Annotated in this window: 12 protein-coding genes; 7 read left to right on the top strand and 5 right to left on the bottom strand. The window is 59.5% G+C overall.

Annotated features, from left to right (window positions below; translation table 11 throughout):
* The 4 genes from VIL80_RS12515 to VIL80_RS12500 form a co-directional block, all read left to right on the top strand.
* Positions 1-498 (top strand): AMP-binding enzyme (locus VIL80_RS12515; protein WP_414684556.1); only part of this gene is annotated, 498 nt, incomplete at its 5' end.
* A gap of 233 nt (positions 499-731) precedes the next feature.
* On the top strand, positions 732-1583 hold the full coding sequence (locus tag VIL80_RS12510) for a universal stress protein (protein ID WP_332036440.1): 852 nt from the start codon (positions 732-734) through the stop codon (positions 1581-1583).
* 23 nt (positions 1584-1606) lie between these two features.
* On the top strand, positions 1607-2029 hold the full coding sequence (locus VIL80_RS12505) for a RipA family octameric membrane protein (protein ID WP_332036439.1): 423 nt from the start codon (positions 1607-1609) through the stop codon (positions 2027-2029).
* A gap of 104 nt (positions 2030-2133) precedes the next feature.
* Positions 2134-2508, top strand: coding sequence for a VOC family protein (locus tag VIL80_RS12500; protein WP_332036438.1), 375 nt, complete (start codon positions 2134-2136; stop codon positions 2506-2508).
* Positions 2509-2563: 55 nt separating this feature from the next.
* On the opposite strand, the gene VIL80_RS12495 is transcribed toward VIL80_RS12500, so the two are convergent.
* Positions 2564-3112 carry a PadR family transcriptional regulator gene (locus VIL80_RS12495; RefSeq protein WP_332036437.1) on the bottom strand — a complete coding sequence of 183 codons (549 nt, stop codon included), beginning with the start codon at positions 3110-3112 and terminating at the stop codon, positions 2564-2566.
* A gap of 388 nt (positions 3113-3500) precedes the next feature.
* On the opposite strand from VIL80_RS12495, the gene alaE reads away from it, so the two are divergent.
* From alaE to VIL80_RS12480, 3 genes are all read left to right on the top strand, one after another.
* Positions 3501-4073 (top strand): L-alanine exporter AlaE, encoded by a 573-nt coding sequence (gene alaE, locus VIL80_RS12490; protein WP_332036436.1) that lies wholly within the window; start codon positions 3501-3503, stop codon positions 4071-4073.
* Positions 4074-4397: 324 nt separating this feature from the next.
* A complete protein-coding gene (locus VIL80_RS12485; protein WP_332036435.1) occupies positions 4398-5825 on the top strand; it encodes an ATP-binding response regulator in 1428 nt (475 codons plus the stop codon).
* 99 nt (positions 5826-5924) lie between these two features.
* On the top strand, positions 5925-6278 hold the full coding sequence (locus VIL80_RS12480) for a DUF4870 family protein (RefSeq protein WP_332036434.1): 354 nt from the start codon (positions 5925-5927) through the stop codon (positions 6276-6278).
* Positions 6279-6429: 151 nt separating this feature from the next.
* On the opposite strand, the gene VIL80_RS12475 is transcribed toward VIL80_RS12480, so the two are convergent.
* The 4 genes from VIL80_RS12475 to VIL80_RS12460 all read right to left on the bottom strand — a co-directional run bounded on the left by VIL80_RS12475 (position 6430) and on the right by VIL80_RS12460 (position 16012).
* Complete coding sequence (locus tag VIL80_RS12475) at positions 6430-11271, bottom strand: S8 family serine peptidase (RefSeq protein ID WP_332036433.1); 4842 nt, start codon at positions 11269-11271, stop codon at positions 6430-6432.
* A 408-nt stretch (positions 11272-11679) separates the two neighbouring features.
* Positions 11680-12945 (bottom strand): DUF945 family protein, encoded by a 1266-nt coding sequence (locus tag VIL80_RS12470; protein ID WP_332036432.1) that lies wholly within the window; start codon positions 12943-12945, stop codon positions 11680-11682.
* Positions 12946-13082: 137 nt separating this feature from the next.
* On the bottom strand, positions 13083-14003 hold the full coding sequence (locus VIL80_RS12465; RefSeq protein WP_332036431.1) for a hydroxymethylglutaryl-CoA lyase: 921 nt from the start codon (positions 14001-14003) through the stop codon (positions 13083-13085).
* The gene (locus VIL80_RS12460; RefSeq protein WP_332036430.1) at positions 14000-16012 is read right to left on the bottom strand and encodes an acetyl-CoA carboxylase biotin carboxylase subunit; all 2013 of its coding nucleotides are present in this window, start codon (positions 16010-16012) and stop codon (positions 14000-14002) included. Before VIL80_RS12460 ends, VIL80_RS12465 begins: the two co-directional genes overlap by 4 nt.
* Position 16013 lies beyond the last annotated feature (1 nt).

Genomic DNA, 16013 nt, shown 5'->3' with positions numbered 1-16013 from the left:
ATGATCGACACCTACTTTTCCACCTTCCCCGGTTATTACTTCACCGGCGACGGCGCGCGCCGCGATGCAGATGGTTACTACTGGATTACCGGGCGTATCGACGACGTGCTGAACGTCTCTGGCCACCGTTTGGGTACCGCGGAAATCGAGAGTGCGATTGTGCTGCACGAGGATACTGCCGAGGCGGCGGTGGTGGGTTATCCGCACGATATCAAGGGGCAGGGTATTTACTGCTATGTCACCCTGAAGAATGGTCGCGAGCCTTCTGAGGAGTTGCGAAAGGAACTGATCGACCTGTGCGTGAAGGAGATCGGCCCCATCGCCAAGCCCGACATCATCCAGTGGGCCCCGGGTCTGCCGAAAACCCGCTCGGGTAAAATCATGCGTCGTATTTTGCGCAAGATTGCGTGCAATGAGCTGGATTCGCTGGGTGATACTTCTACCCTCGCCGATCCTTCTGTGGTCGACGAGTTGGTGGACCACCGGGCTAACAAATAACTTCTGTTCTCCGTCGCCGGAAGCTCTGTTTTGGGCCCGGTGGCGGTAAAGCCCTGGGGGCGCCTGGTCCGGTTTCGAAAACGAATACCGGTGCTCCAGCGCCTCGGAGGTAAAACAATGCGGACTGCTAACTATCAAAACCCCTCTTGATCTGAAAAGCAGACAAACCCCCGAACCGGTGATTTAATTGCTCCCAAGGGTACCAGACCTAAATAAGCAGCACCGGAGGCAGCATGCAGAATATTCTCGTCATCCTCGACAAGCCCAAGCACGAACAGATCGCCCTGCAGCGGGCGCTGGAACTGGCGGAAAAATCGGGGGCGAAGTTGCATCTGGTGAGTTTTGTGTACGAGCCACTGGTCTCCATGCCCATGCTGTCCGGCTCCATTCTGAATATCAGTGAGGAATTGGAGAAAGAGCGCGGCAAGTGGCTGCAGGCTTTACAGAGCGAGTACACACTGCCCGCCGGTTCCACCGCCGAAGTTGCCTGGCACCACGACATCCCCTACTGGACCCTCGAATACCTGGAAAACAACGCCTGTGACCTGGTGGTAAAAACCGCCCAGAAGCAGTTTGGACGCGGCGGCTTTGGTTCCATCGACTGGCGCCTGATCGAGGGCCTTCCGACTCTCCTGTGGCTCGCGGTCAGCACCCACTGGGTCAAGCGCGACCGCATTGTTGCCGCGCTCGATCCCGCAGTGAGCAACCCCCTGCATGTGGAGTTGAACCAGCGCGTGCTCGCCCTCGGAGGCAAGCTCAGCCAGTTGCTCGGCGCCGAACTGGAATCGGTCGCCTGCGTACCTATTCACAGTGAAGTAGCCGACCTGGATGAGTTCCGCGAACAGACCGGCGCCCTGTTACAGGCGGTGGACAAGGTGATCGCGGAAAGTGGCGTCACCTGCAGCAGAACCCATTTCGTCACCGGCAAGCCCGCCGCCGAAGTTAACCGCGTGGTAGACAGAAACAAGGCGCGCGCGATTCTCGTTGGGCGCGGTGTGCGCAAGGGGCCGCGCGGCTTTGTTCTGGGCAACACCGCCGAGCGCATCCTCGGCCGCGCCAATACCGATGTGCTGATCGTACCCTGAGAATTTTCGGCACAGGCTATTAGATGATGCAAAACGAGCGCCAGTACCTCTGCGACCACTATCGCTTTAACGCTGAACAGCGGTTAAAAGCATTCAATTTTTTCGTGGTCCTGTCCATGTTCGTCGATGGCGGCGTATTCACTGCAGTGGAAAAGAATTTCCACCCGCTGATTGTGATGCTGCTGGGCGGGTTTGTGGTGATCGTCTCTGCCGTGTTCTGGGTCATGGATCTGCGCAGTCGTCAGCTGTTGAGTCTTGCCGTGCCCGGGCTTCGCGCCATGGAGCAGCAAATGCCAGAACAGGCGCGCGTGTTTACCCGCGACCTGAACTCCCACGGTCGCTTTATCCGCTATACCACTGCCATCCGCGCGCTGATTCTGGGGCAACTTGCCTGCGGTACTGCGGTGGTGTTTTACGGCCTGCTGTCATATTTCAAGTTGCTGTAATTACTTTTCCCTTTCCGCCGTTCCTCATCTCGCCCGGATATTTTTCCTGTCGCTTCTATACTGAGTTTCCGACACACGGAGCTGGTGAGCGACAGGAGATTCCCATGCTGGACCATATCGGTCTGATCGTGCACGACTACCATCGCAGTAAAGTGTTTTACCAGAGCGCACTGGCACCGCTTGGCTATGAGCTGGTGATGGAGATGGGAGACTGGGCGGGGTTCGGTTGGGGTGGCAAACCGCAGCTGCTGATCAAGGGGGGCTCCAGCACCGCACCGCCGGTACATATCGCGTTCAGCGCCGAAGACCGGGAGACGGTACAGGCATTTTATGACACGGCACTGCAGGCCGGCGGCAAAGATAACGGCGCGCCTGGCCTGCGCCCCGAATACCACGACAACTATTTCTCGGCCTATGTCATTGACCCGGATGGGCACAATATCGAAGTGGTGTGCCACATTCCCGCGGACGCGTTTTAAAAAGCCGCTGAGACACTATTTCTGGCTCTGCGGACAAATCGACCTGTGCCGCACTTCAACCACCTTCCATTTCCTGGTCCAACTGGGCCAGGAAGCGCTCTGCCCAGCGAATCCAGGTTTTCTCCGTCTCTATCCCCAGCAGCAGTGGCTGGTGGGATATCCACAGCTTCTGCTGTTGCTCCGCTGAGCGTCGGTAAAAGCGCTCATTCTGCGCCTCGTAGGTGGCGAGCGTGTCGCGGTGCTCGTTGAGGTGGCGTTGCAGTTCCGCGCGCATCTGCGCCGGGGGCAGGTGGTGGCCGGCGAAAACCTGGATCAGGAAGGGGTCGCGGATCTTCTGCGCCGCGGCAGGCTTTGCCGCCCAGGCTTCGAGGGCGGTGCGGCCGGCGGCCGTCAGGCTGTAAACTTTCTTGTCAGGACGACCGTCCTGCAATTCCTCCGTGCAATCCAGCAGTCCCTCACCGTGCAACTTGTGCAGTTCCCGGTACATCTGCTGGTGGCTGGCACTCCAGAAGTGATTGACGCTGCGCTCGAAGCGGCGCTTAAGGTCATAGCCACTGCCGGGCTCGATATCCAGCAGGCTCAATACGGCGAATCTCAGTGACATGGTTTGGGCAATGGTGACTGTGGGGCGGCGGGGGGATTGGCCGGCGCCGGGTCCGGGGTATGCGCATGTAATAGCACGTTGCCCGCAGTGTACTGGCTCATCGGCCCGCTGGCACGGGATGCGTGGACTGGGTATCAGAGGTGCTGAGGATGGATCGGGCATGAGTTTTGCTTATTTGAGATAGTCATTTTGATGTTTTGGGTATATTTAGGATGGGAATGGATTGGATAACAAAAAGTTAATATACAGCCACTAGTATTTGCCACGCCGGCGGATATAATCGCCGGCGCCACCAAAAGTGGTTGAATAATGTGCAATCAGCATTTCTATCGCAGTTCCGCGGCCGTTCGCCAAAAGCCCCACGCCGCCAATCGGGTCAGCAGTCACCATGTCGCCGCAATCTCTGTCTCAGGCTACCGAAGCCATCCCCGTCTCGCCGCCCGTTATGGTGCTGGAAGACGAGCAGCCGGTAGAGACACCCCAGTCCACCAATACCCAGTTCAATGAGCAGCGCAATCGCCGCACTCGCTGGAACGAGTGGCTGCTGGATGTGTTTGCCATGAACAGCTTCTCCTGGGCCATCGCGATTCCCATCGAGCTGGTGCTGGCGGGCATGAGCTGGAGCGAACACCTGAAGGTGCGCCTGCTGGCGGTGGTATTCAACACGCTGATCGCGCGCCCGTTCAGCCTCTACCGCAACTGGGTGGTGGGACGTTTTGGTCGTGGCGGCGCCCTGCACAACTACGGGGTCGATACCTTTGTCTTCCTCAGTTTCCAACTGCCCCTGTACATCCTGAATATGCTACTGGGGGGGGCCTCCAGTGGCGAAATTGCCACCGCCTGTATTACCTTCATGGTGATTGCCGGCGCTCTAGGTCGCCCCTATGGCATGTATCTCGACTGCCTGCGCCGCCTGTGGCTGAGCCGACGGGTCGAGGCGGACCGCAGGGTGACCAGCTGAGGCGTGTGCCTGCGTGTAATGGCGGCACTCTTGACTTGGGTACTTTGAGTATCTAAAAAGACGCCGCCTATCGTTCGTCCGTCGCCATTGGGATTTATGGCGTAAAATAGGCTTGTATGACCAGGGGCTTTGATATAGAAACCATTTTTGGAACATGAGTCCCACGAATACCAAAGATCTGTTCATTACACCGTAATGGGCAGGAGCAGGGACCCCGGATAATTGCCGCTGATGCCAAGTAGGGCACAGGTGAATAAATACGGGGTTCGGGCCGGGTTGCAGGATTAACCCGAAATTTACCAGTGGTTACAAGGAACGTATGCCATGACCTACTGCCGTTCGGCGAGTAGCAGCTGTATCAATGCCTGCTCAGACCGAGTCCACAATACCCATCCCCCGTCTGCCCGCGTGCAGCGGATCCTGATTGCCGGCCTGCTGTCAGCGTCGCCGCCGCTGGCGTTTGCCTTTCCCGGCGAAGCCCTGTTGCTTGAAACCCGCCTGCCACTGCTGTGGATGTTGCTCGCCGGTATCGCGGTGGCCGCCAGTGTCGCAGCCTGGCTGCGGGTGCGCGCCCAGCTGCAGGCTGTGGAAAATGCCGGCGCCGCCAAAGTAGCAGACCTTCAGGCAGAAAATGCCAAGCTGTTCCGCCAGGTACAGGCGCGGGTACATGAATTGATGGAGCGCGACAAACGCCTCGAAGAGGCGCGGGTTGCTGCGGAACAGAAGGAGGAGGAACACCGGGATTTCCTTTCCCTCACCGGCCATCGCATGCGCAAGCCACTGGAAACCCTGGTCAGTACCATGAGCCTGCTCGCCCGTGGGGGCGACGAGGAAGCACGGCATCTGGCCGAGGCTGCCCTCGGTCAGTGCCGCAGTCTGCGCAGCAACCTTGAAGAGATTCAGCGTGCCGGCCAGTCTATGCCCGAGACGATGGGGGCGACGCTGCCCCCGACATTGCTAGGCAATGACGAATCCATACGCGAGCTGGAAATATTGCTGGTGGAAAATGACGCACACTCCAGCCTGCGCACCCGGCTTGAAGCCTGCGGGCACAGGGTGCGCCGTGAAACCAACGGTGTGGACGGCGCCGAAGCGGCGCTCAAGGGCAATTTTGATCTGGTGCTGATTGATATACATCTGCCGCTGATCGACGGGGTGGAAACGGCGCGCAAGATCCGCGGTGATTTCGCCAACGACAACCTGATCATCTTTGGCATGCTCGAGCAGGTGGGTAGGGGAGACAAGGAGCGCTATGCCGGCCGCGGCCTTTCCGGTGTGCTGCCGTCCCAGCCCAGCGACAGCCAGTTGTCGCAACTGCTGAGCTGGGTGGAGCAGAAAACGCGCAGCCGTAAACCCACAAATGGAAACTCCACCCGCGCCAGCAAGGTGCTGAACCCCAGTACCCTTGAGCGCCAGCGCGATACCCTCGGGCATCTGGCCTTCGCCGAGCTGCTGGGCGACCGGCTCGCCAACCTGCCGAAAAAAATCACCGCCTTTACCAGTGCATTGACCGGACGCCACTGGCTGGACGCCCAACACCAGGCCCAGGCCCTCGCCGCCGAAGCGCAGAGCGTGGGGCTGGAAGTGGTGGCCAGCCGTCTCAAGGCTCTGGCGGCGCGACTCTCCATCGACAGCGAGCGAGAATATTGTCGCCACCAGCGCACCGAGATACTGGGATTGATGCGCACATCTATCCAGCAGCTGAAATCCTGGCGGGAGAACAATGTACATACAGAGTGGGCTTTGAGGTAAACGCCGTGGTAGTCGCGACCGGGTGTGGCAGCACACGGTTATCGTCGATGCAGAATGCGCCTACACTAAGCGTTCACTTTAACAATGGAACCCCTGCCCATGTCCGAGCAGTACCCTGCCCAGCAACAGGTCGAGCGCGAGCGCGCCGGCCGCGATATCGCTACCCTGGTTTACCTGATCCAGGCAATCAGTCTGTTTACCGCGGTGCCTTTTTTCGTTGGGGTGATCATCAACTACGCCAAGCGCGGCGACGTGCGCGGCACATTGGCGGAATCCCATTTCCGCTGGCAGATACGGACCTTCTGGTACAGCCTGCTGTGGTTTGTGGTTGGGTGGGCTACCGTTTGGATCCTGATTGGTTTTGCGGTGTGGGGAATAAGCTGGGTGTGGATGGTATATCGCGTGATTCGCGGCTGGCTGACCCTTGCGGATAACCGTCCCGCCTATTCTTAAGCGAACAGGCTATTAACGATTTGCTGTAACGCCGGTAAACGGTGAGAGGAAAGTAAGCGAAAATTTGATGAGAGAAATGTTGAGCGGCCAATTGGCCGCTCTTTTTTTGCCTGAATAAATGCCCGGCCTGAGCCGGGCAAGCTGGGCGGGGTTAACGGAAGAAAATGCGACGGCGGCGCAGGACGCCGGCGACGCCGAGCATCAACAGCATCCACGCGGAGGTAGAGCCGCCTTTTTTCTTTTTCTTCTTGGGTTCTTCAACTTCAGGGGTTTCGGTTTCACCGGTTTCCACTTTGTTGATGGTCAAGGTGAAGGTCTGTGTGGCCGCATCGCTCGGCGCTACCGAATCTTTCACCACCAGCGTGACTTCCTGCTCACCAGAGAAATCGCCATCGGCGGTAATGGTAACGGTGCTGCCGGACTCGTGGCCGGAAACCTCGTAGCTAAAGCCTTCGCCCAACAGTTCGATGACGTTGCTGACGTTGTTTTCGTCGGCATAGGTCACGGTGAACTGAGCGGACTCGCCCTGATCCAGCACAATGTCATCCACCGGAGACAGCTGAATGTTACCGGTTACGTCCAGGGTCACTTCCAGCACTTCGTTTTCAGAACCGACGAGGCCGTTGTTCAGTGCAATGGTGTGCACCGCACCGGCAGCTTTCTGGGATACGTAGGCCTGGAAGTTCACCGCGAACTTGGAGATTTCCGGGCCGGAGTAGTCCAGACATACCACGGTATTGCCATCTACCACTTTGCTGACGTCGTCGAACGCAACACTGGTTCCGGCGTTCACGTCCATCGCAATATCGCCGTCTCTTACCACGGTGCCGAGGTAGGACTTGAAGCCGATGGAGCCCTGGTCGTCCACCAGGTTCACGTTGTCGTACGCAAACAGCATTTCGTACTCACCCGGCTCGTAGTTGATCTGGGTGCGCAGGAACATCTCGAAGTCGACCATTTGACCCGGCGCGTTGGTGCGCTCGATGTTATCCCACTCCAGTACCAGCCACTCGCGGCTGTAGGTGTAACTCTGGGTTACGCCGGCATTGAGTTCGTGCTCGCCGTAGCCGGAGTTGTAGTGTGTAACCTCGTTATCACCTGCCCAGAACGGCGCGATGATGTGCTCAGGCATGCCCAGGCCGTTGCCGTTGGGGAGCTCCTGGTGCATGGTGGACAGACGGCGATTGCCCCAGTACACCAGGCCCGCCGGGCTGATCTTGATGGAGTCGAAGTGGTTGGTGTTCAGGAACGGAATGGTGACATCCTGGTCGGTGGCCATCAGGTCCTTGAGGGAGTACTCGAAGTAGTTGCGGTAGTTGCCTTCAACGCCTTCCAGTGTGCGCCAGCCGAGTTCGCGCAGATCCAGGTAGTCCGGATACGGAGAGTTGCCGGCCGTCAGCGTACACATGCTGTCGTTTTTGGAGGTGGTTACCTTGTAGGTACGCTCCTCGTCGCGAGTGGTTTCCTGGATGCCGTCGAGTGTCAGTCGGTTGCTTTCCAGAACCGGCGCGACCGGGGTGCTGGCAGTGGGCGCAATGGACTCGGGAATGATCTGGATACCTTCCGGGAAGGTGGTGTCCAGAGTGAATGCGCGGGCCTCTTGTTCATTGTTGGCAATGACGCTGATGGAGAAGTCCACGATATCGCCGGCTTTCGCGGTGGCCTGGCTCGCGGTGAAGGTTACATCGTCATCCACCTGGCTGATGATCACCGGTACGAAGCCGATATTGCCCGCATCGTTGGCGTTGGTGCCAAGGTCGAAACCACCGAAGTAGTAATCACCAATTTCCATCTCCGGCAGGTTGTAGCTCAGGTCCAGAGAGTACTCTGCGTAACCGGAAGTCTGGCTCGGACCGGATACGGTCAGGTTGCCGTTGTCCTGGCCGACGACTGCGGTTGCCAGCTGGATTTCGCGGCCCTCATCGGTCTGGCCGTAGCCAATATTCACCAGGCTGGAAACCACAGTCCAGTAAGTACCCGCCAGCGGCGCGTTGACGGTACAGAAGTTGGCTGCGGTATAGGTGGTGGACTGGCACAGCAGTTCGTCGTAGGACGGCAGGCCATCGCCGTTGCTGTCCATGCCCATAAATACGATGGCGCGGGTGGTGTTTTCACCGATTACGTGGGAGGCCACCATGGCGCTGTCTTCCGGCACTTCGGTCAGGGTAACCATGACCTGTTCCGCATCGTCAAACGGGTCGCCGCCGGTAGTGTCGGTGTACACCAGCTGGCTGGTGACATCCGCCTTGACCATACCGTAAGTACGGGCGGTGAAATCGGTAATTTCGTCGGTAGTCAGCGGGCCGACAGGCACGCGTGCTGAAGTGCGGTGTGCATCTACCTTAACGAAATCCGGCAGGCCGGTGGCATCGTTGTAGGTCCACACCGGAAGCTCCAGTACCGGTGAGTTGCCGGAAGTCGGGGTCAGCACTACCTGGCCCTGGTTACCGGTCAGGTTGATGTACTGGGCTTCAGAGGCGGTATCCCGGTGACGTGCAGTAATGGTCAGTGTGACCTGCTCGCCCTGCTTCACGGTGAAGCTCGCCGGCACCACGGAGATCTCGAAGTTGCCGATAAAGGTTTCGCCGCTTGCGTTCCAGCTGCCGTCTGCGGTAGCAGTGAAGGTACGTACCCAGGAGCACTCTTCGGTACAGGTGTTATCGACCATGTACGCGGTGTTCAGGCGTTTGGGGAATCCGCCCAGGTTCGGGTTGGCCGCTTCCATGTTTTCGATGGACTCGTCGAGTACCAGGCCAGCCTTATCGGCCAGCTCCACACGCATGCGACCAGCGCCCGCGTCCTGCAGGCCGGAATTGAAACCATCGGTTTTGTAGTTGTTCAGGAACACCGAATTTTTCAGGTCGTTGCTGGCGGTCATCATCAGCGCGGACTGAATTTGCATCGCAGACCATTCCGGGTGGGACTGGCGCAGCAGGGCTGCGGCACCGGCCACGTGCGGGCTGGCCATGGAGGTACCGGACATGGACATCCAGTCAGCAGTGCTCGGGTTTTTGGTAAACGGCTGGTCGTCGGAACCCGGCGCGTAGATATCCACACCGGGAGCACCGATATCTACAAACAGGGTGTCGATACCGAAGTAGGACGGTCCGCGGCTGGAGAAGTACGCGGTGTACTGCTCTTCGAGATCGCCTTCAAGCGCAGAGGCACCGGTGATGGTACCGACGTGCTCTTTACCGGAGGACAGCCAGTTCACCAGTTTGAGGCCGTCGCTGTTCTTGATGTGGATGGCCGGGATCGTGTAAGGCACGTCCGGGATAGTGGTGTAGTTGTCGTAGTAGGACGACTGGTTATAAACAATCACGCCCTCGGCACCACCCGCGGCAACGTTGAGCCCCTTGTTATACAGTGGGCTGGAACTGCGCTTACACAGAACGATGACCGGTTGCTGGCTTTCGTCGATCGCGGTTTCCGGGTCGTCTTCGAAATCGAAGAATCCTTCCGGATACGCGGTGTCACAGTTGGCCTGTGTGTAGGTGGAGCTGTTGTTGGGGTTGGTGAAATTGGCCGCATTCACCACGAGACCGGTCAGATCTTCGAAGGTGATCGCGCGACCGCTGATATTTTCCGGAGGTGTGGTGTCACCGCCGGTCATGTCTTTCAGTTCTTTGTCGGTAAAGTCGACTTTAGACTGCGCAGTGTGTGCCGCGACGGTGGTCAGCCAGGGAGATGAGTGGTCGGCACTCTTCAGCTCGGGACCGTTGTTGCCCGCGGCTACAGCGATAAATACGCCGCTCTTGGCGGTGTTGTAGAACGCCTGCTCGATCGGGTCCAGCCAGGGGTCTTCTTCAAGCCCGCCGATGGAGAAGTTGATCACGTCCACATTGTCGATGGCCGCCTGCTCAATCGCAGAGATCAGGGTGATGGAGGGGCAGCCCGCGTAGGGGTCACCACCGTTGCCCGGCCAGCATACCTGGTAGGAAATGATGTTGGCGTGCGGTGCCATGCCGGAAACCTGCTCGAACGCCAGGTCGGTTTCAAGGCCGGTGCCCTGTGCGGTGTTTTCGGTCAGCTTGTAGGGCACATTGTGCAGGACGTTGCCCGCTGCGGTACCAGCTACGTGAGAACCGTGGCTGTGGTAATCCTCACCGACCGCGGGGCGGGCCTCTGCAAACACCGGATCGCTGTAGGCGTCGGTGATTTCCGGGTAGGAATAAACACCGATCAGCTTGTCGTTACACAGGTTGGGGTTCTCGACACAGTCGCCGAGGAACTGCTCGCCCAGCGGGTTGGTGTGCACATAGCCGTCGCCGCCAACGGCTGCGAAGGACGGGTGGTCGGTATTGATACCGGTGTCGATGATACCGACAACGATGCCTTCACCCATGTTTTTACCGGCCGCAGTGGCAGCCTGTTCCCAGGTGGCCTGGGCACCGGTCTGCTCGATGGTGTTGAACGTCTGCAGCTGCTTGATGGTGTTGCGGGTAATGCGCTTGATGCCCGGAACCTTGGCCAGTCGCTTGGCTTCTTCCTGGGTCATGTCGGTGGTGAATGCGTTCAGGGCAACCGCATAGGTGTTTTTCACCTGCAGTGACAGGCCCTGCTGCTGCATCGCATTACTCAGCACGTTTGCGCGGGATTGTGCGAGGTGACTGCGGTAGCTGGCGATTTCCGGCTGGTTCAGGTTGAGAGGACCGCTCTGGGTGCGCGCGGCCTGCACCAGGTTGCGGGTTGCAGGCTGGCCGGCGATGCCGCCGTCGTAAGCGGAGATCGGCGCTTCTTCCAGCTGCACGATATAGGTGTGCTTGCCGGTGATGTCGCGTTCTTCGGTGAACACGTGGTGCTGTTTCTTCACCTGCTGGTTGGTTTTGCCATCCCAGTCGAATTGTGCGAGCGGTTGAATCACTCGCTGCTCGTCGGGGGCCGACCACTTCGCGAGATTCTCACTGATAAGGTCGGTCTGCGACGCGCCTACGGAAGCGCTGATACACAGGGCTGAGGCCACGGCCACAGCCATCTTGTTTTTATGGAACATAATTTACCCAATATTGGTTCTTGTCTTTGCACCACCGAGGACGACGCGTCATAAAAGGCATTGACGTTGCGCCGCCTGATTTTTGAGCATCAAACATGCTGGTGCCTTTCGTGTCTTTAAATTGCCACCGAGCTAGACGAACGAGCGTCCAATTTTTCTGTGGCGTGTGACAAACTGTTACGCTCGCGACTTTTCCAGCGGGGAAATCGGCAAAGAAAAAACTGTATTGCGTGGTCGGGACAGAATTTATTGGGGTGGGTGGGCGATGCAGTATTCAGTGGTGGGGTGTGAAACAAAGTAATTGAGCAAGCGGGTAGGGCAGTGCAGTTGTGTTGCTCCGGTGGCAAAAAAAAGCCCGATGCACACATGGTGGATCGGGCTTTTTTGATTTGGTGAACGCCGGGGCAATCAGAACTTGTTCAGCATCGCCAGCATAAACAGATCCGCCGGCAGCAGCTGCCCGTTCACCATGAGGTTGCCATTTTCCAGCTGCAGGTGCATGGACAGCTCGCCATTTTTTTCCTGCAGAAAACCGTATTGCTTGAGCGCGCTGGCCTGCATGATCAGCGGCGACTGCATCAGTGCCTGCTCTGCCCCGCTGATATTGGCAGAGCCGTTGAGTGCGTCCAGCCAGAAAAGATTGTCATTGGTGGCGCCGTTGCGCGGCATGCCTTTCCAGTCCACATCCAGCTGCATCTGCATGGGGCCGTTGGCGGTGGTGATATCCAGCTGCTGCTGCATTTGCAGCGGACGGTCGAACACCTGTGGCCAGCTGCGCTGGGCCGCCGGGGTCAGCAGCAGGCTGTAGAGGAAGTGGTGCAGGTCGTCGTAGCTGATCGCCGGCAGGTTGATCTGCTGGGTCAAACTGCTCGCCGGGGTGGAAGATTGAATCTCCGGTAAAGTCAGTGCGGTCTGGACGTTAAGGGTGCGGTCGGCCACCAGCTTGCCGGTGTAGTCGAAGGTCACATCCCTGAGCTCCAGCGGGCCGGAATCGTTGTTGGCGCGCACCAGCGGCAGTTTGAGCTGCAGGGAGCCGGCACCATTGGCGTCCAGCGTGAACTCACCGCTGCCGGATTGCAGGTACAGCGCCTCGCGGTGGCCATCCATACGCACAAACTCGCCGAGCGTGAAGTTGCTCTCCTGCTGCTGGCCCTGGTAGTCGGTCACCAGGCGAATTTTGGCCCCCTTGAACTGGATCTGCTGGTCGCCCTCGTTGCGGTCAATGGGCAGCAGGTGCACGGTGTTGGTGACGCGGTTGTTGGCGCCGACCAGTGTCTCCACCATCACCGGGCTGTTCTTCAGTCCCGGCCCCAGATCGTCGAGGGAGCCGTAATAGGCTTCCAGCTGGCGGCGCAGCGCCGGCTCCAGCTCGTTGCCGGTGAGGCGGGTTTTGGCATAGAGCACACCGATACGGGGGCCGCCACTGGTAAACAGCAGCGGGCCGTGCTTGATCTCGGTGAAGGCCTCGGTCGCGCCGTCCTTGCCCTTGAGCAGGGTCAGGACCTCGGCGCTGAACCAGCCGCGCTGGTAGCCGGTTAACTCGATATTGGGCTGGTTGGCCAGTTGCTGTTGCAGCACCTCTTCCACCTTGGGACCGATCAGGCGCGGTGCGATCAGGGCTGCGAGCAGTACCAGGGCAGAAAGGGTAATGAGGAGGTAACGTAGGGCTTTCATTTTAACGCAATGTCACTGAGGCAAATAAAAAGGGCGTTCCCAATTTAATAGGGCGTTCCTTAGAGAACGCCCTATGAGAGGGGAACGCCCGATGGTAGCAGATCGAGATGAATCCAGAGACCGTTAATCGCCCTCGCTCAGTCGCCCTCGATAGTCCCGCACTCGCCGGCAATGGCCCTGGCCACTTTGGAGTTGCTTTCCCGCCCCAGGGCGCGGGAAATGAAGTTGCCCGCGGCCGCCAGCTTGCCCAGGTCCACCCCGGTGTGAATGCCGAGGCCATCCAGCATATACAGCACATCCTCGCTCGCCACATTGCCGGACGCGCCGCGCGCATAGGGGCAACCGCCGAGTCCCGCCACCGCCGAATCCACCACGCTCACACCCACCTGCAGTGCCGCATAGAGGTTGGCCAGTGCCTGGCCGTAGGTATCGTGGAAGTGCACCGCGAGCTTGGCTAGCGGTACCTGTTGCGCCACCGTCTCGATCATGTAGCGGGCCCTCTCCGGGGTGCCGACACCGATGGTGTCGCCGAGACTGATTTCATAGCAGCCCATGTCCAGCAGCGCGCGGCTTACCTCTGCCACCTTCTGCGCTTTGATCTCGCCTTCATAGGGGCAGCCGAGCACGCAGGAGACATAACCGCGCACCGGGATGCCGTCGGCGCGGGCCTGTTCGGCGAGCGGGCGGAAACGCTCCAAGCTCTCCTCGATGGAACAGTTGATGTTTTTGCGGGTGAAGCTTTCGGAGGCCGCACCGAATACCGCTACCTCGCCGGCACCGGCCTCCCGCGCGCGCTCGTAACCCACCATATTGGGGGTGAGCGCACTGTAGATGACCCCGGGTTTGCGCTGGATACCGGCGAGCACTTCCTCGCTGGCGGCCATCTGCGGCACCCACTTGGGGCTGACGAAACTGCCGGCCTCGATCACCTTGAGGCCGCTTTCACTCAGCAGATCGATCAGCTGTACCCGGGTGGCGACAGAGATGGGCTGCTTTTCATTCTGCAGGCCATCGCGGGGGCCAACTTCGACGATCTTTACCCGATCTGGCAGGTTCATTGTGCGTCCTCATGTTCTTTCTCCGAGGCGAAGTCGATCAGCAGGCTGCCGCCGTCCACCAGTTCGCCGGCTGCGCAGAAAAACTGGTTCACGGTGCCGTTCGCAGGTGCGCGCAGGGTGTGTTCCATTTTCATCGCCTCCATCACCAGCAGTGGTTGGTCTTTCTGCACCTGCGCACCGGGCTCCACCAACAGGGCCACGATGGTGCCGTTCATCGGCGCTTCCAGGCCGTGAGCGGCGTCTGCGCTCTCACCAATATCCGGTGGCAGGATTTTGAAATCCAGCTGTTCGCCGCTGATAAACACGGTGCCGTCATCGCCATTGGCGACACTGGAGTAATTCACCCTGCGGCCATCCAGCACCGCTACATTTTGCCCGTGCAGCGTGGCGATGGTACCGGACTGCGCGTCTACGGCGGCGCTGCACCGCCATTGCAGATTGTCTTCACTACCGGCAAAGCGGATTTCGACTTCGCGGCCGTGTACTTCCACCTGCTGGCTGCGCCACAGTGTCACGCCGTTGCGCCAGTTGCTGCCACTGTGCCAGGGTGAGAACGGATCGGACTTGGGGGCGGAACGATGCTGTTGTCGCGTCTCGCGGTGCTGCAGGAACGCGGCCATGGCGGCGCACTGCTGCGAGCGCAGCTGTTGTTCCTGTTGCAGGATTTCCTGTTCGTAATCGCCGATAAAGTGGGTGTTGACGCGACCGTTGACGAAGGCAGTGTGATTGATGACCCGGCGCAGGAATTCGATATTATGGCGCAGCCCGGCGATCTGATACTCCTGCAGTGCGCGGTCGAGCTTGGCCAGCGCCTCGCGGCGGTTGCTGCCGTGCACGATGAGTTTGGAAATCATCGGGTCGTAGTGCACGCTGATTTCGTCGCCGGTCTGCACGCCGGTGTCGACGCGCACGGACTGGCTCTCTGCCGGTGGCTGGTGCCGCAGCAGTTTGCCGGTGGCCGGCAGGAAATCATTGTCTGGATCTTCCGCGTAAATGCGCACTTCGAACGCGTGGCCGACGATGTGCAGGTCGTCCTGGGCCAGCGGCAGCGCATCGCCGGCGGCGACCGCCAGCTGCCACGCCACTAGGTCCTGGCCGGTGATCATTTCGGTCACCGGGTGCTCCACCTGCAGGCGGGTGTTCATTTCCATGAAATAGAAAGCACCGCTGGCATCCAGCAGGAATTCGACGGTACCGGCGCCCACATAGCCGATGGCGTTGGCCGCGCGCAGCGCCGCCTCACCCATTTTTTTGCGGGTTTCCGCCGGCAGGCCCGGCGCGGGGGCTTCCTCGACCACTTTCTGGTGGCGGCGCTGTACCGAGCAGTCGCGCTCGAACAGATAGACGCCTTTGCCATGTTTGTCGCAGAACACCTGGATTTCCACGTGGCGCGGATTGACCACGTAGCGCTCGATCAGCATATGGTCGTCGCTGAAGGCGTTCTGTGCTTCGCGCTTGGCGGCGGCGAGGGCCTCGTGGAAGTCCTTGGGGTTGTCGACCCGGCGCATGCCCTTGCCACCGCCGCCGGCGGCGGCCTTCAGCAGCACCGGATAGCCGATGCGGTTGGCGTGGCCTTCGAGTATACCGGTGTCCTGGTTGTGGCCGTGGTAACCCGGCACCAGCGGTACGCTGGCTTCTTCCATGATGCGCTTGGCGGCGGATTTGGAGCCCATGGCCTCGATGGCGGCGGCGGGCGGGCCGACAAAGATGATGCCGGCCTCTTCGCAGGCGCGGCAGAATTTGGCGTTTTCGCTTAAAAAACCGTAGCCGGGGTGGATGGCGTCGGCACCGGTCTGTTTGGCGGCGGCGAGGACTTTGTCGATGTCGAGGTAGGATTCTCTCGCCGGTGCGGGGCCGAGATATACGGCTTCATCGGCCTGCTTTACGTGCAGGGCGTTGGCGTCCGCGTCGGAGTAGACCGCGACGGTGGCGACGCCGAGGCGGCGCGCGGTGCGGATAATACGACAGGCAATTTCGCCGCGGTTGGCGATCAGCAGTTTGCGAATCATG

Source organism: Microbulbifer sp. (assembly GCF_036563125.1).
In the GTDB taxonomy this organism is placed as follows: domain Bacteria; phylum Pseudomonadota; class Gammaproteobacteria; order Pseudomonadales; family Cellvibrionaceae; genus Microbulbifer.
Note: the sequence above shows the minus strand (reverse complement) of the source record. Positions and strands in the feature narration are given on the sequence as shown.

Excerpts from the sequence above, each read along its gene's own strand:
- VIL80_RS12495 (WP_332036437.1), bottom strand. The coding sequence starts at position 3,112 with ATGTCACTGAGATTCGCCGTATTGAGCCTGCTGGATATCGAGCCCGGC.
- VIL80_RS12465 (WP_332036431.1), bottom strand. The coding sequence starts at position 14,003 with ATGAACCTGCCAGATCGGGTAAAGATCGTCGAAGTTGGCCCCCGCGAT.
- VIL80_RS12505 (WP_332036439.1), top strand. The coding sequence starts at position 1,607 with ATGATGCAAAACGAGCGCCAGTACCTCTGCGACCACTATCGCTTTAAC.
- VIL80_RS12470 (WP_332036432.1), bottom strand. The coding sequence starts at position 12,945 with ATGAAAGCCCTACGTTACCTCCTCATTACCCTTTCTGCCCTGGTACTG.
- VIL80_RS12460 (WP_332036430.1), bottom strand. The coding sequence starts at position 16,012 with ATGATTCGCAAACTGCTGATCGCCAACCGCGGCGAAATTGCCTGTCGT.
- VIL80_RS12500 (WP_332036438.1), top strand. The coding sequence starts at position 2,134 with ATGCTGGACCATATCGGTCTGATCGTGCACGACTACCATCGCAGTAAA.
- alaE (WP_332036436.1), top strand. The coding sequence starts at position 3,501 with ATGTCGCCGCAATCTCTGTCTCAGGCTACCGAAGCCATCCCCGTCTCG.
- VIL80_RS12480 (WP_332036434.1), top strand. The coding sequence starts at position 5,925 with ATGTCCGAGCAGTACCCTGCCCAGCAACAGGTCGAGCGCGAGCGCGCC.
- VIL80_RS12510 (WP_332036440.1), top strand. The coding sequence starts at position 732 with ATGCAGAATATTCTCGTCATCCTCGACAAGCCCAAGCACGAACAGATC.
- VIL80_RS12485 (WP_332036435.1), top strand. The coding sequence starts at position 4,398 with ATGACCTACTGCCGTTCGGCGAGTAGCAGCTGTATCAATGCCTGCTCA.
- VIL80_RS12475 (WP_332036433.1), bottom strand. The coding sequence starts at position 11,271 with ATGTTCCATAAAAACAAGATGGCTGTGGCCGTGGCCTCAGCCCTGTGT.